The organism is Erwinia sp. MMLR14_017 (genome assembly GCF_033657285.1).
In the GTDB taxonomy this organism is placed as follows: domain Bacteria; phylum Pseudomonadota; class Gammaproteobacteria; order Enterobacterales; family Enterobacteriaceae; genus Erwinia.
The window spans coordinates 182,195-204,889 of record NZ_JAWVWP010000004.1 but is presented as its reverse complement, the minus strand read 5'-3'; the positions used below and the strand labels follow the sequence as shown (position 1 = coordinate 204,889).

Here is a 22,695-nt window from a genome sequence, read left to right as displayed (position 1 = left end):
AAAATAAACGTCATTATCCTCTTAACTGTCTGGATGCACAGGTTTCTCATGGCAAGCGAACGTACTTTATCCTCTTCTTCTCTTCCCGCCAGGCGAACAGCCTTTGGCATCCTGGGCGCAATCAGCATTGCCCATCTGCTTAACGATATGATTCAGTCGCTGATTCTGGCTATCTATCCGCTGCTACAGAGTGAATTCACGCTGAGTTTTGTGCAGGTGGGACTGATCACCCTGACTTTCCAGGTGACCGCTTCGCTGCTTCAGCCAGTTATTGGTTACTACACCGATAAGCATCCCCAGCCCTGGTCACTGCCGATTGGCATGGGATTTACGCTTGGCGGACTGGTACTGTTAGCGATGGCGGGCAACTTTCCCACCATTCTGCTGGCTGCTGCGTTAGTGGGTACCGGCTCCTCAGTGTTCCATCCCGAATCTTCCCGTGTGGCGCGTATGGCTTCCGGGGGACGGCATGGTCTGGCGCAGTCCCTGTTTCAGGTAGGCGGTAACTTTGGCAGTTCGCTGGGGCCACTGCTGGCCGCACTGATTATTGCTCCTTATGGCCGCGGCAATGTCGCCTGGTTTACCCTGGCTGCCCTGCTGGCCATCGTGGTGCTGCTGCAAATCAGCCGCTGGTATCAGGCTCAGCAACGGGTCGCTAAAAGCAGCGCAGCGCCTCAGGAGATAACCACTTTACCCCGCCGTAAAGTTGCCTTCGCCATCTCAATTCTGCTGGTGCTGATTTTTTCAAAATACTTTTATCTCACCAGCCTCAGTAGCTACTACACCTTTTATCTGATGCAGAAGTTTGGCCTTTCTGTGCAAAACGCCCAGTTTCACCTGTTTGCCTTTCTGTTTGCCGTTGCGGCGGGAACGGTGATTGGCGGACCGATTGGCGACAAAGTTGGCCGTAAGCGGGTTATCTGGGTTTCTATTCTTGGCGTTGCGCCCTTCACTCTGCTGCTGCCGCATGCTTCGCTGGCATGGACAGGCGTGCTGTCGGTCATTATCGGTTTTATACTGGCCTCCGCTTTTTCCGCCATCCTCGTGTATGCCCAGGAGCTGATGCCGGGCCGTATCGGCATGGTATCGGGCCTGTTCTTTGGCTTTGCTTTCGGCATGGGCGGTCTTGGCGCTGCGGTTTTAGGCGTAGTCGCCGACCACAGCAGTATTGATGTAGTTTATCAAATTTGTGCCTATCTCCCGCTATTAGGCATTCTTACCCTGTTCCTGCCGGATAATCGCAAGAAATAGCCAGTACCGGCGCGGGATAATTGCATTCGGCGCCGCTTATTTCCTTCAATGCATCTGGCCCCATACTGGTAAACCTTGAGAAACGTCGATTACCTCTCTTTTTTCCCGCATTCCCCCTTTTTAACCCTGTTATTACCCTTTATATCAGGCACTGAGGCGAATTATGCCATACACTTAAAAATTACAACCGGATACATTTGCACACAAAGGAGAGAGGCATGCACCACACCACCCCGCTTATCACCACCCTTGTTGGAGGCCTTGTCCTCGCCTTCCTCTTCGGTATGCTGGCCAACCGTCTGCGTATTTCACCCCTGGTGGGATACCTGTTAGCGGGCGTTCTGGCTGGCCCTTTTACGCCAGGCTTTGTAGCGGATACCAATCTGGCTCCTGAGCTGGCCGAATTGGGGGTGATCCTGTTGATGTTTGGCGTTGGTCTGCATTTTTCTCTGAAGGATCTGATGGCGGTAAAGGCGATTGCCATTCCCGGCGCTGTTGCGCAGATTGCGGTGGCTACGCTGCTGGGAATGGGGCTTTCCTGGGCGATGGGGTGGCCCTGGCTCACGGGTCTGGTGTTCGGATTGTGTCTCTCAACGGCCAGTACGGTGGTGCTGCTGCGCGCGCTGGAAGAGCGGCAGCTTATCGACAGCCAGCGCGGGCAGATCGCCATCGGCTGGCTGATTGTGGAGGATTTAGTCATGGTGCTGGCGCTGGTGCTGTTGCCCGCCATTGCCGGTATGTTTGAAGAGGGCAATGCCAGCCTCAGCATTGTGCTGCTCGACTTGCTGATCACCATCGGTAAAGTCGTGGCCTTTATGGTACTGATGATGGTGGTAGGGAAACGCGTGGTGCCGTGGATCCTCGCCCGCAGTGCGGCAACCGGCTCGCGCGAGCTGTTTACCCTCTCGGTGCTTGCCCTGGCGTTAGGGATCGCCTTTGGCGCCGTCGAGTTCTTTGACGTCTCCTTTGCGCTGGGCGCCTTCTTTGCCGGTATGGTGCTGAATGAATCTGAGCTAAGCCACCGCGCCGCCCATGACACACTGCCGCTTCGCGATGCGTTCGCCGTGCTGTTCTTTGTCTCGGTAGGCATGCTGTTCGACCCGATGATCCTGCTCAATGAGCCGCTGGCGGTGCTGGGCGTGCTGGCGATTATTGTCCTGGGAAAATCACTGGTGGCGCTGCTGCTGGTGCGGCTGTTCGGCCATTCACGCCGTACAGCGCTGACCATTTCCGTCAGTCTGGCCCAAATTGGCGAATTCGCCTTTATCCTCGCCGGGCTGGGTATTTCGCTTAATCTGCTCACTGCGGAAGGCCGCAATCTGGTGCTCGCGGGCGCGATCCTGTCAATCATGATTAACCCGGTTCTGTTTGTGCTGTTGCAGCGTTATCTGGATAAAACCGGCACTCTGGACGATCGTCTCCTTGAAGAGGCGATTGAGGAAGAGAAGCAGATCCCGGTGAACCTTTGCAATCACGCCATCGTGGTGGGGTTTGGCCGGGTTGGCAGCCTGCTTGGCAAGAAACTGATGGAAGAAGGTGTTCCCATCGTGGTGGTGGAAAACAGCCGTAACCGGGTAGAAGCGCTGCGGGAGCGAGGGATCAATGCCGTGCTGGGCAACGCCGCACGCGCAGAGACGATGGACCTGGCGCGTCTGGACTGCGCCCGCTGGCTGCTGCTGACCATTCCTGACGGGTATGAAGCGGGAGAAATTGTTACCGCCGCGCGGGAAAAGCGCCCCACTATTGAGATTATTGCTCGCGCGCATTATGACGCTGAGGTGGATTATATTACCGAGCGTGGAGCAGATCGGGTTGTGATGGGGGAACGGGAAATTGCGCGAAGCATGCATCTGTTAATGCAGACGGATGCAGAGGAGATTAGGGGCCACTGTCCGGTCTGAACAGCTGCCTCCGGCGCCCGCCATGCGGATACCGGAGGCGGGAGATTACCGCTCCCAATAAGACTCTTCCAGACTGTCTTCCCGCTCCGGCAGACCGCGCGTCAGGCGCGGCGAATGCTGGTTTAACACCTGGTAGCTGACGCGGTTGGCGTATTTGCAGACCTGCGCCAGCGAAGAGTAGGTCAGGTAACTGCGCCCATGCTTGCTGGAGTTAGGGACATTCAGACGGTGATAATTATTCGCCGTAATGTCATGCAACATCGCCGCCAGCGCCCCGTCACCCGCGCCGTTGGTGTTCATGATTTTTTCCGGGCCGCCCATATACGGCGCGATGTGCGAGAAAATGCGCAGCGGTTGCTGGCAATCCTGATGACGCATCGCCCGGCTGAATTCATACTGGTTGAACTCTGGTATCGTGCCCGGCAGCAGAGGATGCTGCGTAACGCGCTTGCCCTCCTCTTCCGTAAAGCCCGCCATAAATAAACCGTTCGGTCCGGCGGTACAGAGCACTAAATCCACCCAGTCGAGCGCCATGTTTGCCGCCATTAACGGGTCACTCAGCCCTGTCAGCGCCTCCGCTTCATCTTCATTCATCGCGAGGATCGAAACGTGCTCGTGCAGAAATTCACGCCAGAACTGGGGATTATCCCCAATGACATATTTCGTGCCCAGCGTCAGCACCACCGGGACATTATGCTTTTTAGCAAACCCGATAGCCTCCATTGTCGCATCCGGCATCGGCTCGCCTGGCGCGCAGCGCACCAGATAGGAGGTCAGCACCAGCGCGGATGCGCCCGCAATCATCTCTTCCGGGATGCTCTCTTTCTTCAACTGGTTCATCAATCCGGGACTGATAGCAAAGGTTCGCTCGCCATTTTCGCCAATCAGCGTAAAGCAGCGACCAATGGCGCCGTCCACACCCTGCAAATAGTTGAGATCGGTCCGGCTGGAGGTGTTACAGAGGTAACGGTAGGCGTAGCTGCCAATCTGCACGCTGCTGCACATCACGCCAAGCAGTACAGACCGGTCGTCGGCCAGCACCGAATAGTTATGCAGCGTGTTGCCGATGGTGCCGCCGGCAAACTGATGGGTGATAAGATTTTCCCGGACCAGCTCAGCATAGAGCGCTTCCGCCACCTCATCCGTTATCACCAGTGAATGACCGCTGCTCAGGCCGTAACGGGCCACAAAGGCATCATCGACTCTGGCTTCAATATCCACCAGCGTCTGGTCGATCCCCACTATCCAACTGCCGGTCACTTCCTGCTCAGGCTGCGCCTGTTGCAGCAGCGGATCGCGGGCGCTCACCGGGAAATAGTGCTTGGATTTGCGCTTGCCGGGAAATTTCATCTGGCTATCTCCGCCCGTTAACCAACTCGACCATCATATCGATATGCAATGCATCATCATTCAGGGCGGGAATGTACTCAAATTTGCTGCCGCCCGCATGCAGGAAGAACTCGCGGTTTTGTTCGCTGATCTCTTCCAGCGTTTCCAGACAGTCGGCCGAGAACCCCGGGCTCATGATCTGCACATGCTTAATCCCTTTTGCCGGCAGAGCCTTCATGGTTTCGTCGGTATAGGGCGTCAGCCAGGGTTCGCGGCCAAAGCGGGACTGGAAGGTCAACAGCGCATTCTGGCTGGTCAGCCCCAGTGAGGCCTTAAGCGCCTCAGCTGTGTCGTAGCAGCGCTGCGGATAATCGTCGCCCTCATCGGCGAAACGCTGCGGGATACCGTGGAAGGACATCACCAGCAGATCCGGCTTACCGTGCGTGGCGAAAGAGCGTTCTACAGAAGCTTTCAGCGCGGCGATATAAGCAGGATGCTCCGCATAATCGCGGATAAAGTCGACCGACGGCAGGCTGCGATACCCGGAGAAGACGCGGGTAATGCCATCCCAGACGGCGGCCACGGTGGAGCAGGAGAACTGAGGATAAAGCGGCAGCACGATCAGGCGGGTTACACCTTGCGCCATCAGACTGTCCAGCGCGCTTTCCAGGCTGGGGTTGCCATAGCTCATGCCCAGTGCGACCGGCATATCCACACGAGCCGCCAGCGCATCACGCTGCCGCTTGCTGTAAACCATCAGCGGAGAACCTTCCTCCATCCACACGGAAGCATAAAGCTTTGAGACGCGCGGAGAGCGGATCGGCAGGATCGCGCCATTAAGGAGCGGCCACCATAACCAGCGTGGGGTATCCACGACGCGAGGATCGCTGAGAAACTGTTTCAGATAGCGTTTAACGGCAGGCGTGGTAGGCGCGTCTGGTGTGCCTAAGTTCACCAACAGCACGCCGGGTTTGTCTTGCCTCATTACTGTTCCTTATCGGGCATTTCGGGTGATGAAAACGAGACTTATTCTAGCGGAAAAAGGCGGGGGGAAAACCAATTGCTGCAGTAGGGGCCAGGAAAACCTGGCCCCTGACAACTTAACCGAGGATTTTTGCCAGCTCAGCGCTGACTTCAGACACTTTACGGGTGCCGTCGATTTTGTGATAGGCGGTGTTACCGGCTTCGGCTTCTTTGCTGTAGTAAGCAATCAGCGGCGCGGTCATCTGATGATATTCCACCAGACGTTTACGGACTGTCTCTTCCTGATCGTCTTTACGGGTGGTCAGCTCTTCGCCGGTCACGTCGTCTTTACCTTCCACCTTAGGTGGGTTGAAGGTGACATGATAAACACGGCCCGAAGGCGCGTGCACGCGGCGGCCCACGATGCGCTCAACGATCAGCTCATCAGGTACGGCAAACTCAAGCACGTTATCCACTTTGATCCCCGCTTCCTTCATGGCATCAGCCTGAGGAATGGTACGAGGGAAGCCGTCCAGCAGGAAACCGTTACGGCAGTCTTCCTGAGCGATACGCTCTTTGACCAGCGCAATAACCAGTTCGTCGGTAACCAGCTTACCGGCGTCCATGATCTCTTTGGCTTGTTTACCCAGCTCGCTGCCAGCTTTTACCGCTGCGCGCAGCATATCGCCCGTGGAGATCTGCGGAATACCGTATTTCTCCATAATAAACTGAGCCTGAGTCCCTTTACCTGCACCCGGTGCACCGAGCAGAATAATACGCATTGCGTAAATCCCCTTGCGAATCGCTTAAATTAACTGTTTATCCAAGCCTGGAACCATACCATTATGGTCCTTTATCCACAAGGAACGCAGCGTCTATCCTGCATCGGCATAGCGGGAATGCGCGATCTGACGACGTGCGTATAGCGTTTGCGCAATCACCGCGCTGATAATCACGGCACCGCCAATAACTGCCTGAATTGTAGGCTTTTCGCCCAGGAAAAGCGCCATCCATAACGGTGCCAGCGCGGTTTCCAGCAGCAGAAACAGCCCGGCATTGGCTGGAGAAACGTAACGGGTTGATAAGGCGATCAAACCCATAGCCAGCGGCATAATCAGCGCCCCTTCGGCCAGTGACCAGCCATATTGCGCAAAAGTCAGCGTTTTCAGACTGGCACCCAGCTCCGGCCCCATACAAACCACGATCGCAATGGAAGCCAGCAGCCCCCCCAGCGAAGGCAGCCCCACTGTGCCCCCTTTCACCCTCGAGGTGAAAATAAAGGCCAGCGCCATGGAAACAGCCGTGGCCAGCGCATAGAGATTGGCCAGGGCAGAATGCTCCTCACTTCGTCCGGACATAACAATGATCACCCCCACAATGCCGGCTAAAGCGGCAATCATCACGCTTCGGTCGCTTTTGATGTGGAAAAACAGCCGTGATATCAGCGCAGAGATAAAGGGTGTTGAGGAGATTATTACCAGCACGGTCGCCACATTGCCCCGGTTCAGCGCATTAACGAAGCAGGCTGAAGCGATGCAGAAAAAGAGCGTGGAGAGCGCATTCTCCCTGGTCAGCCATGGTTGACCCAGTGTGCGGCGACTTTTGCGCCAACAGGCCCAAACCAGCAGGCAGACTGCCCACATAAAAAAGCCGCGCAGCGCCACAATCGTCCATGAGTTTTCGATATTCATCATACGGATGAACAGGGAGTCGGTACTGAGGATAATGCCGCCCAGAATACCAATCATATTGCCATTAACAGGCGGGTTCGGTTTCATTCGCGCTCCCATAACTGTGTGAGTTGTTGTTCGACTTGTGCGGTCACATCAACAGCTTTCCTGCCGTCTCCTCTTGCCCAGCATGAGAGGCGAATGGTGCCTGAGTGAGGGAAATAACTGGCCCCCGCAGCTTTCACCTTCTGCTGTAGCGCCTCGCTTAACGGCGGTACGTTAAAGCAGCTGAACGGTAAACCGGGATGGCTCACTGAGGTGAAATCCATGCCGCCCACATCCTCTATCTGCACTTTCATCACCCGTGCCACATTGAAAGGCTGCCAGCTCTGGCTACAGAGATTGCCCAGCGCCTCTTCCAGCGGTTTTGATGAGGCGGTCGACTCTTCAAAAAGCCGGAGTTCGCTACGCATCAGGGTGCTGAAGTGCTCCGGGCGCAGGGCAATAATCGCCAGCCCCACGGTTAATGAAGCGTGTTTGTGCATCGGGGCCACAAAGATCGAGCTGTTTTCAATCAGCTCACTGTGCAGGTTAGTGGCGAAGCTATGGGAGCCGTCCACTACCCCTTTTCCTTTGCAATCGGTCAGTGAATTCACAGCACCGGTGTAAGGGTTAACATGGGTGATAATCGGGACATTGCCCGGCCCGGTGAACTGCGACGCAGGATGATGAAACAGCTCGCTGATCGGCTGATAATGGGCATGTTTTGCCAGGCAAAGGGTCGTTTCCTGCTTATGAAAAAGATGCGAAAGGATCACCAACCCTACCCGCACTGACTGCACGAAGAAAATATCGTAATCCTGTAGCTTATAGAGTCGGGAGAGCTCTTCCCGTAATTCATCTCTTTGCATACGCGCTTGCTTATAAAACTGCTCGCCGTGGATTTTTTGTAGCTGAGGTGATAATGAGGAAGCGTCCATTAATTGATCAACTCTTGTTGATAAAGCAGTGGCAAAACGTTATCGCGGAAAATCGATCCCACCGCGATTTCACAGGGGGGCTTGCGGTAATTGACCCAGGCAATTTCTTCAATTTCCGATCCGGCGCGCGGTTGCCCGGTGATCTCAACGTGATAGACGTGATTTTCAATGGCAGTGGCTTCAAACTCCGCCAGCCCATGAAAAAGACCAAAAGGCCGGAAGGCTTTCACCTGCACACCCAACTCTTCCTGCAATTCCCGTTTCAGACAGGCCAGATGATCTTCTCCCACCAGCGGCTTACCGCCGGGGGAGATAAAAACAGAGGTGCCACGCTTACGCGTTAGCAGCAGTGAACGCTGCCAGATAATGATGGCCGCGCACTTCACGATGACTTTCATATCAGGCTCCAGAAAAGGACCTAACCCAAAGGTTATGTCCTGGGTTAACGTGGCTTCAGGCTGCCGCACTGGTCGCTTTACTCATCACTGGCGTGGAGAGTGTTTCACCCGCCAGGAAACGGACAATGTTAAGAGCCAGCGGGGTCTTATCTTTCAGGTAAGAGAGGATCACTTCATCACTGGGCGTGGAGAAGCTGTCGGCAAAAATGCTGATCCCTTCCAGGGATTTGGTAGAGATACCAAGCTGCAACAGGCGATATTTCACATCATCCGCAGACTGGGCGAATTCATAGATTGGCGACTGATAGTTGATGTCAAACTGCGCCATCATCTCCATCAGAAACGACTTCGCAACCTGTCGCTGTTCCGGGAATTCCATTTGATAATGGGTGATGCCGTCATTAATGGTGTTGATGTCGTTGCGACGGCAGAAATCTACCAGGTGCGCATGGATGGCCAGTTTCTCACCCAACAGCACCAGGTTTTTGCGGTATTTAAGGATATCGTCTTCCAGATGCTCGATAGCGATGGAGCGAAACGCCCCGCTGATATCGGCCACGGTATGGCCCACGACCAGATCGCCAAACCGGTTTTTTAATTCATCCACCCGGTGCGATAAAATGCCACGATGCAGTGAACATCCACTGTTTCCTGACCAGAGGTGTATAGGGATACCCTGTAACATCAGATAACATGCCGCCAGGGTGCTATCCCGACCACCGGTAAACATTACAAGCTGTGTTTTTACGGAATGCTGGTTTGTCATTTTCCTTTCCTTCACGTCGCTGTTGAATGTAATCGTGGGCTAAATTGGGGACAAAAGGGCTGAACAGGGAGTTCTTGTCGCTTCGCTGTGGCGCAGGCTTTCCCGTCTCCAGATTCAGATTAGGGAAAACAGGCTGGACTTTAAAATGATATAAACAGACACTCACTGTTAGTTTTTCTAACAGAGAATGCTTATGTCCGGGCTACCTTCCCTGCGCGCCCTGCGCTATTTTCATCAGGCGGCGCTGCACCAGAGCTTCAGTCTGGCTGCGCAGTCGCTCAACGTGACGCACAGTGCTGTCAGCCACCAGATCAAATTGCTGGAGGAGTGGCTGGAAAAGCCGTTGTTCTTGAGGGCAAACGGGCGCGTGCAGCTCACCTCAGACGGCGAGCGGCTGAAGGTGTGCTGCATGCAGACGTTTCGGGAGATTGAAAAAACGTGTGAGAAGATCCGGGCAAGAAACCTTAACAGTCTGACCGTTTCCTGTGCGCCCAGCTTCCTTGCGCAGTGGCTGATCCCCAGGATTAGCCGCTTCACGGAGCGGCATAAGGATATAGCGCTGACGTTTCAGACGCATGTGGATATCGGGCGGGTGAGAAACGAGCATTCTGATGTGCTGATCCTGAGCCATGAACAGCCGGTGCAGGATGATATCGCCGCGACACTTATCACCGTAGATTATATTGGTCCGGTTTGTGCGCCCTCCTTCAGCAACCGCTTCACTTATGAAACGGACTTCTCCACCCTGCCATTACTGCATGCGGATACCAAGCTGCATGCCTGGGCTGAGTGGGCGAGGAAAACCGGCGCTCGCGGGGATTTCTGGGCGGGCAAGCATTTCGACAATCTGACGCTGGCCATTCAGGCAGCAAGAAATGGACTGGGGATCATTATGACGCCGCAAATTCTGGTTAAAAAAGAGGTCCGTGAGGGCATGCTGATCGCGCCATTAGGCTTTGCGGAAGTAGACAGAGCGACCTGGATGATGGTCAAGGCGTCACGCAAGGAAGAGAGGGAAATTGAGCTGTTTCGCCGCTGGCTGCTGGAAGAAGCGGGAATGACTGGATAAGCAGAGAGTGCTCCCGGCTCTGTTTCTGGCTGAAAACAGGGGGTGCCTGTTTTCTCATCTGGCAGCAGAAAGAAAAAAGGAGCGCATCTCTGCGCTCCCTCATTATCTCCGCTTAGCCCAGCAGTAGCTGGTTCATGCGGCGGATAAACTGGTTAGGATCTTCCAGCGTACCGCGTTCAGCAAACATCGCCTGATCCAGCAGCAGTTCTACCCACTCGGCAAACTGCGCCTCATCCTGCGTATCGGCAGCACGCTTCACCAGTGCGTGATCCGGGTTCAGCTCGAACAGGTACTTCACTTCCGGCACCGCCTGACCAGCAGCAGCAAACAGCTTCGCCATCTGCGTACTCATGTCGTTGGCTTCGGTGGTGACAATGGCTGGCGTATCGGTCAGACGATGCGTGAGACGAACTTCCTTCACGCGGTCGCCCAGCAGCGTTTTCACCCGCTCCACGAACGGCTCCAGCGCTTTCTCCGCCTCTTTCTGCTCTTCGCTCTCCTCATCGGCCAGCTTGCTCAGCGCATCATCTGCTTTGCTGACAGACTGGAACGATTTGCCGTCGAACTCGGTGAGATAGCTCATCATCCATTCATCGATACGATCGGAGAGCAGCAGCACCTCGATGCCTTTTTTGCGGAACAGCTCCAGATGCGGGCTGCTTTTCGCTGCGGCATAGCTGTCCGCAGTGATGTAATAGATCTTATCCTGACCTTCAACCATGCGGCTGACGTAATCTTCCAGCGACACGGTCTGAGCTGGCCCTTCGCTGCTGGTGCTGGCGAAACGCAGCAGCTTAGCGATGGTCTCGCTGTTGCTGCTGTCTTCCGCTGGCCCCTCTTTCAGGACCATACCAAACTGCTGCCAGAATTTCTGATACTGCTCTTCGTCATCTTTCGCCACTCTCTCCAGCATCTGCAGGGCACGCTTGCTCAGCGCATTACGCAGCGTCTGAGTGATGCGGCTATCCTGCAGAATTTCGCGGGAAACGTTCAGCGGCAGATCGCTGGAGTCGATCAGCCCTTTCACAAAGCGCAGGTAGTTCGGCATAAACTGTTCAGCGTCGTCCATGATAAACACGCGCTGCACGTAGAGTTTCAGACCGTGCTTGTGGTCGCGGTTCCACATATCAAACGGTGCCTGAGTCGGGATATAGAGCAGGCTGGTATATTCCTGCTTCCCTTCAACGCGGTTGTGGCTCCAGGTGAGCGGATCGGCAAAGTCGTGAGAAACGTGCTTGTAGAACTCTTTGTACTCTTCATCGCTGATTTCAGACTTATTGCGCGTCCACAGCGCCTGCGCTTTATTGATCTTTTCCCAACTGCTGGTGCCATCTTCTTCGTTATGGTTTTCAATTTCGACGGGCAGCGCGATATGGTCGGAGTATTTGCTGATGATGCTACGAACGCGCCAGGTATCCAGGAACTCATCTTCACCTTCACGCAGATGCAGCGTGATCTCGGTTCCGCGATCCTCTTTGATGATATCCGCCAGGGTATATTCGCCTTCACCTGCGGATTCCCAGAACACACCCTCGTCAGCTGTAGCACCCGCCGCACGGGTGCGCACGGTCACTTTATCTGCCACGATAAAGGCGGAGTAGAAGCCCACGCCGAACTGACCGATCAGCTGGCTGTCTTTCGCCTGGTCAGATCCCATCGATTCGAGGAAGGATTTAGTCCCGGATTTGGCAATGGTACCCAGGTTTTCAATGACCTCGTCACGCGTCATGCCGATGCCGTTATCGCTCAGCGTCAGCGTGCGGTTCTCCTTATCCACGGAAACCCGCACGCGCAGGTCGCCATCGCCCTGATAGAGATCCGGCGTGGAAAGCGCGCGGAAGCGCAGCTTGTCGGCGGCATCAGAGGCGTTGGAGATCAGTTCACGCAGAAAGATTTCTTTGTTTGAATAGAGGGAATGGATCATCAGGTGCAGAAGCTGTTTTACCTCTGACTGGAAGCCACGCGTCTCTTGTCCTTTCATGGTCATTGCTACCTCAACTAATACGGATGTACGGATGGATATAGGTTGAGAAGTAGAGTGGGGGCAAAAGCGAGAATTTCAAGCAGGCACGACGGATCGTGCCGTTGAATGGCTAGAATCTAATCTTGTGACGTCCGGCAAGGGAGTGCGACAGCGTGGTGCCATCGACCATTTCCAGCTCGCCGCCAACCGGCACGCCGTGAGCAATGCGGCTGGCTTCCACGCCATATTGCCCGCACATTTCCGCAATGTAGTTGGCGGTGGCTTCCCCTTCCACCGTGGGATTGGTGGCGAGGATCACTTCCTGAATCGTCTCTTTTTCCAGCCGCTGTTCCAGCCTGTCCAGCCCGATATCATTGGGGCCAATGCCATCCAGCGGCGACAGATGCCCCATCAGCACAAAGTAGCGTCCGGCAAACTGACCGGTCTGCTCAATGGCGTGAATATCGGCCGGGCTTTCCACAATGCAGATCAGCCCGTTTTGCTGTCGACGCGGATTGGCGCAGATGGTGCAGATCTCCTGCTCGGTAAAGGTCCGGCAGTCGGCACAGTGACCAATCTCTGACATGGCACGCGTCAAAGCCTGCGCCAGGCGCATGCCACCGCTACGATCGCGCTGTAACAGCTGGAAAGCCATACGTTGGGCCGACTTCGGCCCCACGCCCGGCAAACAGCGCAGCGACTCCATCAGGCTTTCAAGGAGCGGGCTGGTTTGCATCAGAACGGCATCTTGAAGCCAGGTGGCAGCTGCATACCGTTAGAAACGCCGGCCATTTTTTCTTTCTGTGCTTCCGCTACGCGGCGTGCCGCATCGTTAAATGCGGCAGCGACCAGGTCTTCCAGCATATCTTTGTCATCTTCCAGCAGGCTGGGATCAACTTCCACGCGACGGCAGTTGTGTGCGCCATTAATGGTGACTTTCACCAGGCCTGCGCCTGATTCACCGGTCACTTCCATGGCAGCAATCTCTTCCTGCACCTGAGCCATTTTGTCCTGCATTTGCTGGGCCTGTTTCATCAGGTTACCCAGTCCGCCTTTTCCAAACATAGTTTTCTCTCTCAGATCGGGCCGCATCTCACTGGCGCGAGCATGCAGCGTTTCAAAGGGGGCGAATACTCTCTTCATCCACGTCTGCATCAAAGAACCGACGCAGCGTCTGAATATGATTATCCGCGATAATCGACTGACGCGCCTGCGCCAGCTTCTCTTCGTAAATTGCCTGACGCCATTCCAGCGGCGTTAACACTGCTGGATTATCATCTTCTGTCACTGTGAGTTCAACCGGCTGACCGGCTGCCTCACTCATTGCTTCTGCCAGCACTTTCAGCGCCGACGGTGAATTAAGGTGGCGCTGGCTGGAACGGAGGTGCAGGCAAACGCCGCTTTCCGTCTCCTCTTTCCATGCATTCAATGCCATCTGCTGCACCAGTTTCGGTAATGTCAGCGCGGCGATTTCTGCGGCCCAGGGATCGCGTAACAGAGATTCGGCAGCCAGTTTCGCCATCAGCTCTGGGGTTTTCTCATGCTCCAGCGCCGTACGCAAGGCCTTTGGTGTGGCAACCGGCTCCGGCTTAACTTCGCTCTGGATCGTCGCCTTCCAGCGATAAGCCTCTTTTTTTACCGGCGCGGCAGGTTCAGCGGCTGCCTGCCGCTTCTGGCTGCGCTCGGTAACTGAAGCCAACCGCTCCAGCGCCGAACTTGCCGGCCGCGCACTTTGCGCTGCCGGCTCACCCTTTTTTGGTTTGGTCGCTCCCTGCTGGCGCATTAACTGCGTTCGCGCCTGCAGCAGCTGACTGGTGGTATCGGGTAAATTGCCGGGAGGCTCGGCCTCCTGACCGGTATGCGGCGGCGTGGCTGCCACCGGCGGTGCTGGCGGTGCCACCGGCTGAGCCTGCGGCGTCATTGCCGGACGGGCAACTGGTTCGGCAATCACCTCTTTTGGATGAAAAGCCAGCGCGCGCAGCAGCGCCATTTCCACGCCCATGCGGCGATCCGGCGCCAGCGGCAGTTCTTTACGGCCTACCAACAGCGTCTGATAGTAAAGCTGCACATCCGTTGGCGGCAATACGCGCGCGAGTTCGCGCAGGCGCTGCTCTACGGCGGCGTAATCGTCACCCAGCGCGGAAGGAAGCAGCTGGATCATCGCCACGCGGTGCAGCAGGGTCAGCATTTCAACCAGCAACGCTTCCCACTCCACGCCGCGCGAGGCCGCCTGATTCAGCAGCGACATCACCTGCTCGCCTTCAGCATTCACCAGCGCTTCAATCAGCGCCAGCGGCTGTTCGTCATCCAGCGTGCCGAGCATGGCATTCACGGTGTCGGTGGTTACCTGCCCTTGCCCCATGGCAATAGCCTGATCGGTAAGACTCAGCGCATCGCGCATACTGCCATCAGCGGCACGCGCCAGAAGCTGCAGCGCACGAGTTTCAGCCTCTATCTTCTCTTCGTGCAGCACATGCTCCAGCTGCCCCCGAATCTGCCCGACATCCAGCGCTTTCAGATGAAATTGCAAACAGCGCGAGAGGATTGTTACCGGCAGTTTTTGCGGGTCCGTGGTCGCCAGCAGGAATTTGACATGCTCGGGCGGCTCTTCCAGCGTCTTTAACAGCGCATTAAAGCTGTGACGCGAGAGCATATGCACTTCATCAATCAGATAGACTTTAAAGCGTCCACGCGCTGGAGCGTACTGCACGTTGTCCAGCAGATCGCGCGTGTCTTCAACTTTCGTTCGGGAAGCGGCGTCAATCTCAATCAGATCGACAAAACGGCCCTGCTCAATCTCGCGGCAGTTATCACACTGACCGCATGGCGTAGCCGTAATGCCCGTTTCGCAGTTCAGGCCTTTCGCCAACAGACGGGCAATGGTGGTCTTTCCCACACCTCGGGTGCCGGAAAAAAGATAAGCGTGATGGATGCGGCCGAGCGACAGGCCATTAGCCAACGCTGTCAGGACATGCTCCTGACCGACTACATCAGTAAACGCTTGGGGACGCCACTTGCGGGCCAGTACCTGATAGCTCATTAATTCGCGGAATGTGTTGTGAACCGGAGGGTAATGCTAACACAGCCCCACCTTTACGGCGAGGCTGAACGTCTGGTCTCAGTGACCCGGGAAGTTAACCAGGCTGTAAGAGTCGATGCCTTGCGCCTTCAGGCGCGCTTCGCCGCTTAAGTCGAACAGATTGATGATGAAAGCGGCGTGATTTACTTCACCACCAGCGCGGCGGATTAGCTTAACGGTGGCTTCAATGGTGCCGCCTGTTGCTAACAGATCGTCCACTACCAGCACAACGTCACCTGCACCAATCGCATCACAATGCAGCTCCAACTGATCCGTGCCGTACTCCAGCTCGTAGCTTTGAGCAAAGGTTTTGCGCGGCAGTTTGCCTGGCTTACGCACCGGGACAAACCCGACGCCCAACGCTAAAGCCACCGGAGCGCCGAACAGGAAACCACGGGCTTCGGTGCCGACAACTTTGGTGATGCCTTTATCACGGAAACGCTCTACCAACAGCTCGATACTGAGCGCAAACGCTTTAGGATCTTCCAGCAGGCTGGTCACGTCACGAAACAGAATGCCCGGCTTGGGGTAATCCGGGATGCTTTTGATACTGTTTTTAAGAAATTCAAGCTGCTGAGCAGTCGCGGTCATAATGTTATGCCTGGTAAATACAAATCTGACTCGCGCGGCTTCCTGAGCGCTGACGATCGGAAATCGCAGAGCAAAACGGGTCGGTCAGGGGGAAACCACGCACGAAAACGACCAAATCTATGCAAACCCACGGGCAATTGCAACCATACTCCATAAAATCACCGCTTTTCTTGCCCCTCTTTCACTACAGGTAACCGTAGCATAAAGACGATCAGAACCGAGAGCAGACAGAGTAACATCAGTCGTACCCAGAGGATGTTGACCAGCCACAAGGAAATGGCAAAGGTGATCAGCGTAAACGCAATCATTCTGCCTTTGGCTTTAGGCGGCAGCGCACGATATTGCTGCCAGTGACGCAAATAGGGGCCGAAAAGAGAGCGGTGCAGCAGCCAGTGATGAAAACGCGGGGAAGAGCGTGCAAAGCACCAGGCCGCCAAAAGCAGAAAAGGCGTGGTCGGTAGCAGCGGTAAAATCACGCCCAGTGTGGCTAACCCCATCGCTAACCAGCCAATAATCAGTAAAATGATACGCTGCATTGCCTGAATCCTCCTCTTAACGAGGTGAGGCTAGCATACTCTGTGCAATCTCTGGAGAAACGAAATGAAAAGTGCCCTGCTGCTTCAGCAGCTTGAAGAGAAGCTGGAGCAACTGGCTGAAGCCGTAGCCCCTCAAAGTAACCAACGCACGCCCCGCGCCCGATTCGATGCACAGCTGTTTCATTCGCACAGCACCCGGCTGGGCGACTATCTGTTGGAAGTCAAAGAGAGCATGGTGATGCTCAGGCAGAGCGTTGCTTATCAGCGAACCGATCGTGTCGCCTGGATGGCGGAGCGCGTGGTGTTGCAAATGAGTGCGTTACAACGTGAGCTGGCCACGCAATCGTTACGGAAAAATGAAACCGTTGCCGTGCCGGTTAGCGAGAACCTGTACGAGAAGCTGGCTAAGCATCAGGATTACGAGCGGCGACTACAGGCCATGATCGCAGACAGAGAGAGCCAGCTCGGCCTCTGCGAAACGCTGATCCAACAGCAAAACATGCAGCGAGAGATCGCCGCGCTGGAGGGCCGTCTTCAGCGATGCCTGCACGCTACCCGACGTATTGAGCGGGCGATTGAAAAGCGCGAACACTAGAACCGGTTATACTTGGGAAAATTGTTAAGTGGAGAGAATGGATGGGCCTGCTTTCGTGGATAATCATTGGATTACTGACAGGTTTCCTCACCCGACGCTTTTTTCCGGGGCGGCCTGGAGGGCTTATCCCAACGCTGATCCTGGCGACAACAGGCGCACTGATCGGCGGTTACGTTAGCGTGTTCTTTAATTACGGGACGCTGGCTCACCTTGAACCGCGGGCTATGCTAATCGCCCTTGCTGGCGCGCTAATGATGGTTTTACTGGTCAAAAAACTGCGGATCTGAGTCTGGACCGGGAGAGGAACAGCGTATGTCGCTCGAAAGCGCACCTGAAGAGGTTAAACTGGCGGTAGATTTAATTATGCTGCTGGAAGAGAACAATCTGGATCCCCATACGGTGCTGGCCGCGCTGGCAATCGTACAAAAGGATTTTGAAAAAAAGGTGGCGCGTCAGGATTAAACCATTACGCCTTGCGTAGGGCGGGACTGTGCTGCAGCATATCAATAAGCACTTCCACCAACTGCGGCGCATCAGCTTCAAGATCAAAGCTTTCCGGCATAAACAGCCAGTTCTCCATTATTCCCGTGACATAGGCGCGCATCACCACTGCGGTACGCCGCGTTTCGAGGCCTGGCGGTAATTGCCCCGCTTCCACACACTGGCGCAGGACATCTTCAATCTTCTCGTAACATTCCAGATAGAGAGTTTGTTGCATCAACTGCAGAGTCGTCATTTCACCCACAAACTCACATTTATGGAAAATGATTTCCAGAAGCGAACGTCTGCGCTGGTCCCTTACTGTGGCTACAAGGACATAGGTGATCATTGCGCGCATAACAGAGAGTGGATCAGAAGGGTATTTTAATTGATACTCAAGCTCTAAGTCTTCCAGTCCAGATTCGGACTGTGCCCAGATTTCATTAAGCAAGTCGGTTTTGTTTTTGAAATGCCAGTAAATTGCACCACGCGTCACCCCTGCCGCAGCCGCGATATCAGCCAGTGACGTTTTGGAGACGCCATGCCCGGAAAATCGTTCAATTGCCGCGTCAATAATGTGATTTCGCGTTTCTAACGCCTGTTGTTTGGTTTTTCGTGCCATAGGGTGGTTTTTACAAAAAGGTGGACTTACATACATTTGCGAATGTATGTACCATAGCACGACCATAATTTAAACGCAGCAATGGGTTTATGGGTATGTGATCCATTGAACAATCGATATCGGACACTCGAGGTTTATTTATGAACAAAAACAGAGGGATAACGCCTCTGGCGGCCGTTCTGATGCTTTCTGGCAGCTTAGCGCTGACCGGATGTGATAACAAAGAAGCGCAACAGGCCGGGCAACAACAGCCACCCGAAGTGGGTGTGGTAACGCTGAAAAGCGCCCCGCTGAAAATCACTACCGACCTTCCGGGACGTACCTCTTCGTTTCGTATTGCAGAAGTTCGCCCACAGGTTTCGGGCATTATTTTAAAACGTAACTTCGTTGAAGGGAGCGATATCAAGGCGGGTGAATCACTCTATCAGATTGATCCTGCAACCTATCAGGCGGCTTATGACAGCGCTAAGGGCGATTTAGCTCAGGCAGTGGCAAATGCACAAATTGCGGCGGTAACCGTTAAACGTTACAAACCGTTATTAGGCACCAAGTACATCAGTCAGCAGGATTACGATCAGGCTATCGCTACGCAGAGCCAGACGGCAGCTGCCGCTCAGGGAGCGAAAGCGAATGTCGAGACAGCCCGCATTAACCTCGCCTATACCAAAGTGACCTCGCCTATCAGCGGACGCATTGGTAAATCTTCCGTGACGGAAGGTGCGCTGGTTCAGAGCGGTCAGACCACCGCTCTGGCTACCGTGCAGCAGCTGGACCCTATCTATGTTGACGTCACCCAGTCGAGCGAAGACTTTTTACGTCTGCGTGGCGAGCTGAACGCCGGCAAACTGCAGCAGGTTGACGGCAAAGCTCAGGTCAAACTGTTACTGCAGGATGGTAGCGAATACGCTCAGGGCGGAACATTAGAATTCTCTGATGTCACCGTGGATGAAACTACCGGTTCCATTACGCTGCGTGCAGTTTTCCCTAATCCGGATCACACGCTGTTGCCAGGTATGTTTGTGCGTGCCCGTCTGGAAGAGGGAACCAACCCAAGCGCGTTGTTAGTGCCACAGCAGGCGGTGACCCGTACGCCAACAGGCCAGGCTTCAGCCATGGTCGTAGGCGCGGATAACAAGGTTGAAGCCCGCACGCTGACGGCAGATCAGGCGGTTGGTGACAAATGGCTGGTGACCAGCGGTCTGAAAGAAGGCGACAAAGTCATTACTGTTGGTGTTCAGCGAGCTAAGCCGGGTGCGCAGGTTACCCCGCAAGAAGTGAGTGCAGACGAGGCCAAAAAGGCTGGTTCTGAACAACCGAAGTCTTAAACAGGAGCCGCTGATACATGGCTAAGTTCTTTATCGATCGCCCCATTTTTGCGTGGGTTATCGCCATCATCATCATGCTGGCGGGCGTGCTGTCGATTCTAAAACTGCCGATTGAGCAATATCCCAATGTTGCGCCGCCGGCCGTGCAGATTCGTGCAACCTATCCGGGTGCCGATGCGAAAACACTGCAGGACTCCGTCACGCAGGTCATTGAACAAAACATGAATGGTATCGATGGCCTGATGTATATGTCATCGAACAGCGATTCCTCCGGTACGTTGCAGCTTACTCTGACCTTCCAGTCAGGTACCGACCCGGATATCGCGCAGGTTCAGGTGCAGAACAAACTGCAGCTGGCCACGCCATTACTGCCGCAGGAAGTGCAGCAGCAGGGGATTCAGGTTCAAAAATCCTCCAGCAGCTTCCTGATGGTAGCCGGTTTTGTCAGTGATAATGACAACATGACGCAGAATGACATCGCCGACTATGTGGCGTCGAATATCAAAGATCCCATCAGCCGAACCCTCGGCGTAGGGGATACGCAGATATTTGGTGCGCAGTATGCGATGCGAATCTGGATGGATCCGCACAAGCTGAATAACTATCAGCTGACGCCGGTAGATGTGATTAGCGCGATTAATTCACAAAACTCCCAGGTGGCAGCCGGTCAGCTGGGCGGCTCACCGCCGGTGCCGGGGCAGCAGCTTAACGCCTCTATTATTGCGCAAACGCGTCTGACCTCTACGGATGAATTTGGCAAGATCCTGCTGAAAGTTAACGCAGACGGTTCACGGGTACTGTTAAAAGACGTAGCGAAGATTGAACTCGGCGGTGAAAACTACGAGATTGTCGCTAAATATAATGGTAAACCCGCTTCCGGTATTGGTATCAAGCTGGCAACCGGTGCTAACGCTCTGGATACGGCCGCTGCGGTAAAAGCGGAGCTGGCTAAACTGGAACCTTTCTTCCCGAATGGGATGAAGACCGTTTACCCTTACGATACAACGCCGTTTGTGCAAATCTCTATCAATGAGGTGGTGAAAACCCTGGTTGAGGCGATTGTGCTGGTGTTTATCGTGATGTATCTGTTCCTGCAGAACTTCCGTGCAACTCTGATCCCAACCATAGCGGTGCCGGTGGTGCTGTTAGGGACCTTTGCCATTATCAATGCCTTTGGCTACTCGATAAACACCCTGACGATGTTCGGGATGGTGCTGGCGATAGGCCTGCTGGTGGATGATGCCATCGTGGTGGTCGAGAACGTCGAGCGCGTGATGGCGGAAGAGGGCCTGCCGCCGAAAGAAGCGACCCGCAAGTCGATGGAGCAGATTCAGGGCGCCCTGGTGGGGATTGCCATGGTGCTGTCAGCGGTATTTATTCCGATGGCCTTCTTTGGCGGCTCTACCGGGGTTATCTATCGTCAGTTCTCCATAACAATCGTCTCGGCGATGGTGCTGTCGGTGATTGTGGCGTTGATCCTGACGCCAGCGCTTTGCGCCACCATGCTGAAACCGATCAAAAAAGGCGATCACGGTAAAACCACCGGTTTCTTCGGCTGGTTTAACCGCATGTTCGACAAGAGTACCGACCACTATACCAACAGTGTTGGTCATATCATCCGCAGCACCGGGCGTTATCTGGTTATCTACCTGGTGATTGTAGTGGGTATGGCTTACATGTTCGTTAAGCTCCCTTCCGCCTTCCTGCCGGAAGAGGATCAGGGTCTGCTGCTGGCTCAGGCACAGCTGCCTGCCGGTGCGACCCAGGGCCGTACGCAGAAGGTACTTGATCAGGTTACCGACTACTTCCTGACCAAAGAGAAAGATAACGTTCGTTCAGTCTTTACCGTTAACGGCTTTGGTTTTGCGGGTCGTGGCCAGAACACCGGTATCGCCTTTGTCAGCCTGAAGCCGTGGGACGAACGTTCCGGTTCTGAAAACAAAGTCGACGGTATTGCCGGGCGCGCCATGCAGGCCTTTGGTGCTATCAAAGATGCGATGGTGATCCCGTTTAACCTGCCGGCGATTATCGAACTGGGTAACGCCACCGGCTTTGACTTTCAGCTGATTGACCAGGCTAACCTTGGTCATGAAGCACTGACGCAGGCCCGTAACCAGCTGCTTGGCATGGTCGCCAAACATCCGGATATGCTGGTAGGCGTTCGTCCGAACGGTCTGGAAGATACCCCTCAGTACAAGCTGATGATTGATCAGGAGAAAGCAGAAGCCCTGGGCGTCACTATCTCCGATATCAATACCACGCTGGGTGCTGCCTGGGGCGGCTCGTACGTTAACGACTTTATCGACCGTGGTCGTGTGAAGAAAGTATACGTGATGGGCCAGGCCGACTCTCGTATGTTGCCGGACGATATCAGTAAATGGTACGTGCGCAACTCATCCGGTGAGATGGTGCCCTTCTCTGCGTTCTCTTCTGCTAAATGGCAGTATGGGTCGCCGCGTCTGGAGCGCTATAACGGTTTGCCATCGATGGAACTGCTGGGGCAGCCCGCACCGGGCAAAAGCTCGGGTGAGGCAATGGGCCTGATGGAACAGCTCGCTTCTCAGCTTCCGGAAGGGATCGGTTACGACTGGACGGGAATGTCCTATCAGGAACGTCTCTCTGGTAACCAGGCACCGGCGCTCTATGCTATCTCGCTGATTGTTGTTTTCCTCTGTCTGGCGGCGCTCTATGAGAGCTGGTCGATACCCTTCTCGGTTATGCTGGTTGTGCCGCTCGGGGTTATCGGTGCGCTTCTCTTCACCACCATCCGCGGTTTGAGTAATGACGTGTACTTTGTGGTGGGACTGCTGACAACCATTGGCCTCTCGGCGAAGAATGCGATATTGATCGTAGAATTCGCCAAAGACCTGATGGAGAAAGAGGGCAAAGGGCTGGTTGAATCAACGCTTGAAGCGGTGCGTATGCGTCTGCGTCCGATTCTGATGACCTCACTCGCCTTTATCCTGGGCGTACTGCCGCTGACTATCAGTACCGGTGCAGGCTCCGGTGCGCAGAATGCGGTAGGTACAGGGGTAATGGGCGGTATGGTTACCGCGACTATTCTGGCTATCTTCTTCGTACCGGTCTTCTTTGTAGTGGTTCGCCGCCGCTTCGGTAAGGACAAAGAAGAGCTGGAACAGGGCCATCCTGTAGAGCATCAACAGCACTAACCCTGGT

The 22,695-nt window shown here is 54.8% G+C and carries 22 protein-coding genes and 1 other annotated feature; of the genes, 8 read left to right on the top strand and 14 right to left on the bottom strand.

Features of this window, described 5'->3' with window-relative positions; genetic code table 11:
• Nucleotides 1–48 precede the first annotated feature (48 nt).
• Both SD961_RS08575 and ybaL read left to right on the top strand, forming a co-directional pair.
• Nucleotides 49–1,251, top strand: coding sequence for an MFS transporter (locus SD961_RS08575; RefSeq protein WP_318789959.1), 1,203 nt, complete (start codon nt 49–51; stop codon nt 1,249–1,251).
• 218 nt (nt 1,252–1,469) lie between these two features.
• A complete protein-coding gene (ybaL, locus tag SD961_RS08570) occupies nt 1,470–3,152 on the top strand; it encodes a YbaL family putative K(+) efflux transporter (protein WP_318789958.1) in 1,683 nt (560 codons plus the stop codon).
• Nucleotides 3,153–3,197: 45 nt separating this feature from the next.
• Here ybaL and SD961_RS08565 read toward each other — a convergent pair whose 3' ends face one another.
• The 7 genes from SD961_RS08565 to SD961_RS08535 all read right to left on the bottom strand — a co-directional run bounded on the left by SD961_RS08565 (nt 3,198) and on the right by SD961_RS08535 (nt 9,258).
• The gene (locus tag SD961_RS08565; RefSeq protein WP_318789957.1) at nt 3,198–4,502 is read right to left on the bottom strand and encodes an inosine/guanosine kinase; all 1,305 of its coding nucleotides are present in this window, start codon (nt 4,500–4,502) and stop codon (nt 3,198–3,200) included.
• 4 nt (nt 4,503–4,506) lie between these two features.
• Nucleotides 4,507–5,466, bottom strand: coding sequence for a ferrochelatase (hemH, locus tag SD961_RS08560; RefSeq protein ID WP_318789956.1), 960 nt, complete (start codon nt 5,464–5,466; stop codon nt 4,507–4,509).
• Between the two features lie 115 nt (nt 5,467–5,581).
• A complete protein-coding gene (adk, locus tag SD961_RS08555) occupies nt 5,582–6,226 on the bottom strand; it encodes an adenylate kinase (RefSeq protein ID WP_318789955.1) in 645 nt (214 codons plus the stop codon).
• Between the two features lie 93 nt (nt 6,227–6,319).
• Nucleotides 6,320–7,222 carry a DMT family transporter gene (locus SD961_RS08550; protein ID WP_318789954.1) on the bottom strand — a complete coding sequence of 301 codons (903 nt, stop codon included), beginning with the start codon at nt 7,220–7,222 and terminating at the stop codon, nt 6,320–6,322.
• Complete coding sequence (locus tag SD961_RS08545) at nt 7,219–8,094, bottom strand: DUF6024 family protein (RefSeq protein ID WP_318789953.1); 876 nt, start codon at nt 8,092–8,094, stop codon at nt 7,219–7,221. The genes SD961_RS08550 and SD961_RS08545 overlap by 4 nt, the downstream gene beginning before the upstream one ends.
• A complete protein-coding gene (locus SD961_RS08540; protein ID WP_318789952.1) occupies nt 8,094–8,492 on the bottom strand; it encodes an NUDIX domain-containing protein in 399 nt (132 codons plus the stop codon). Before SD961_RS08540 ends, SD961_RS08545 begins: the two co-directional genes overlap by 1 nt.
• A gap of 55 nt (nt 8,493–8,547) precedes the next feature.
• Nucleotides 8,548–9,258, bottom strand: coding sequence for a hypothetical protein (locus SD961_RS08535; RefSeq protein WP_318789951.1), 711 nt, complete (start codon nt 9,256–9,258; stop codon nt 8,548–8,550).
• A gap of 193 nt (nt 9,259–9,451) precedes the next feature.
• Here SD961_RS08535 and SD961_RS08530 point away from each other — a divergent pair, with 193 nt between their 5' ends.
• Entirely contained in the window at nt 9,452–10,327 is an 876-nt protein-coding gene (locus SD961_RS08530; protein ID WP_318789950.1) for a LysR substrate-binding domain-containing protein, read from the top strand.
• A 112-nt stretch (nt 10,328–10,439) separates the two neighbouring features.
• Here the strand turns inward: SD961_RS08530 and htpG are convergent, their stop codons facing one another.
• The 6 genes from htpG to SD961_RS08500 all read right to left on the bottom strand — a co-directional run bounded on the left by htpG (nt 10,440) and on the right by SD961_RS08500 (nt 16,496).
• Entirely contained in the window at nt 10,440–12,308 is a 1,869-nt protein-coding gene (gene htpG / locus SD961_RS08525) for a molecular chaperone HtpG (protein ID WP_318789949.1), read from the bottom strand.
• Nucleotides 12,309–12,420: 112 nt separating this feature from the next.
• Nucleotides 12,421–13,026, bottom strand: a complete 606-nt coding sequence (recR, locus tag SD961_RS08520) for a recombination mediator RecR (RefSeq protein WP_318789948.1) — start codon at nt 13,024–13,026, stop codon at nt 12,421–12,423.
• Nucleotides 13,026–13,355 carry a YbaB/EbfC family nucleoid-associated protein gene (locus tag SD961_RS08515; protein ID WP_147195861.1) on the bottom strand — a complete coding sequence of 110 codons (330 nt, stop codon included), beginning with the start codon at nt 13,353–13,355 and terminating at the stop codon, nt 13,026–13,028. Before SD961_RS08515 ends, recR begins: the two co-directional genes overlap by 1 nt.
• Nucleotides 13,356–13,407: 52 nt before the next feature.
• On the bottom strand, nt 13,408–15,330 hold the full coding sequence (gene dnaX, locus SD961_RS08510; protein WP_318789947.1) for a DNA polymerase III subunit gamma/tau: 1,923 nt from the start codon (nt 15,328–15,330) through the stop codon (nt 13,408–13,410).
• Nucleotides 14,005–14,066 (bottom strand) — a sequence feature (DnaX frameshifting element). (Overlaps the previous gene by 62 nt.)
• Nucleotides 15,331–15,408: 78 nt before the next feature.
• Nucleotides 15,409–15,960 (bottom strand): adenine phosphoribosyltransferase, encoded by a 552-nt coding sequence (gene apt, locus SD961_RS08505; protein WP_318789946.1) that lies wholly within the window; start codon nt 15,958–15,960, stop codon nt 15,409–15,411.
• Between the two features lie 158 nt (nt 15,961–16,118).
• Nucleotides 16,119–16,496 carry a DUF454 family protein gene (locus tag SD961_RS08500; RefSeq protein ID WP_318789945.1) on the bottom strand — a complete coding sequence of 126 codons (378 nt, stop codon included), beginning with the start codon at nt 16,494–16,496 and terminating at the stop codon, nt 16,119–16,121.
• A 64-nt stretch (nt 16,497–16,560) separates the two neighbouring features.
• Here SD961_RS08500 and priC point away from each other — a divergent pair, with 64 nt between their 5' ends.
• From priC to rsmS, 3 genes are read left to right on the top strand one after another with little or no spacing between them, the layout of a single operon-like run.
• Nucleotides 16,561–17,091 carry a primosomal replication protein gene (gene priC / locus SD961_RS08495; protein ID WP_318789944.1) on the top strand — a complete coding sequence of 177 codons (531 nt, stop codon included), beginning with the start codon at nt 16,561–16,563 and terminating at the stop codon, nt 17,089–17,091.
• 41 nt (nt 17,092–17,132) lie between these two features.
• Nucleotides 17,133–17,378 (top strand): hypothetical protein, encoded by a 246-nt coding sequence (locus SD961_RS08490; protein ID WP_318789943.1) that lies wholly within the window; start codon nt 17,133–17,135, stop codon nt 17,376–17,378.
• Nucleotides 17,379–17,403: 25 nt separating this feature from the next.
• The gene (gene rsmS / locus SD961_RS08485) at nt 17,404–17,553 is read left to right on the top strand and encodes a pleiotropic regulatory protein RsmS (protein ID WP_306207377.1); all 150 of its coding nucleotides are present in this window, start codon (nt 17,404–17,406) and stop codon (nt 17,551–17,553) included.
• 4 nt (nt 17,554–17,557) lie between these two features.
• Here the strand turns inward: rsmS and acrR are convergent, their stop codons facing one another.
• Nucleotides 17,558–18,193: a multidrug efflux transporter transcriptional repressor AcrR gene (acrR, locus tag SD961_RS08480; RefSeq protein WP_318789942.1), complete on the bottom strand. Its 636-nt coding sequence runs from the start codon at nt 18,191–18,193 to the stop codon at nt 17,558–17,560.
• A gap of 140 nt (nt 18,194–18,333) precedes the next feature.
• Between acrR and SD961_RS08475 the strand changes: the two genes are divergently transcribed.
• Both SD961_RS08475 and SD961_RS08470 read left to right on the top strand, forming a co-directional pair.
• Nucleotides 18,334–19,518, top strand: coding sequence for an efflux RND transporter periplasmic adaptor subunit (locus SD961_RS08475; protein WP_318789941.1), 1,185 nt, complete (start codon nt 18,334–18,336; stop codon nt 19,516–19,518).
• 17 nt (nt 19,519–19,535) lie between these two features.
• Entirely contained in the window at nt 19,536–22,688 is a 3,153-nt protein-coding gene (locus tag SD961_RS08470; protein WP_318789940.1) for an efflux RND transporter permease subunit, read from the top strand.
• Nucleotides 22,689–22,695: the final 7 nt, after the last annotated feature.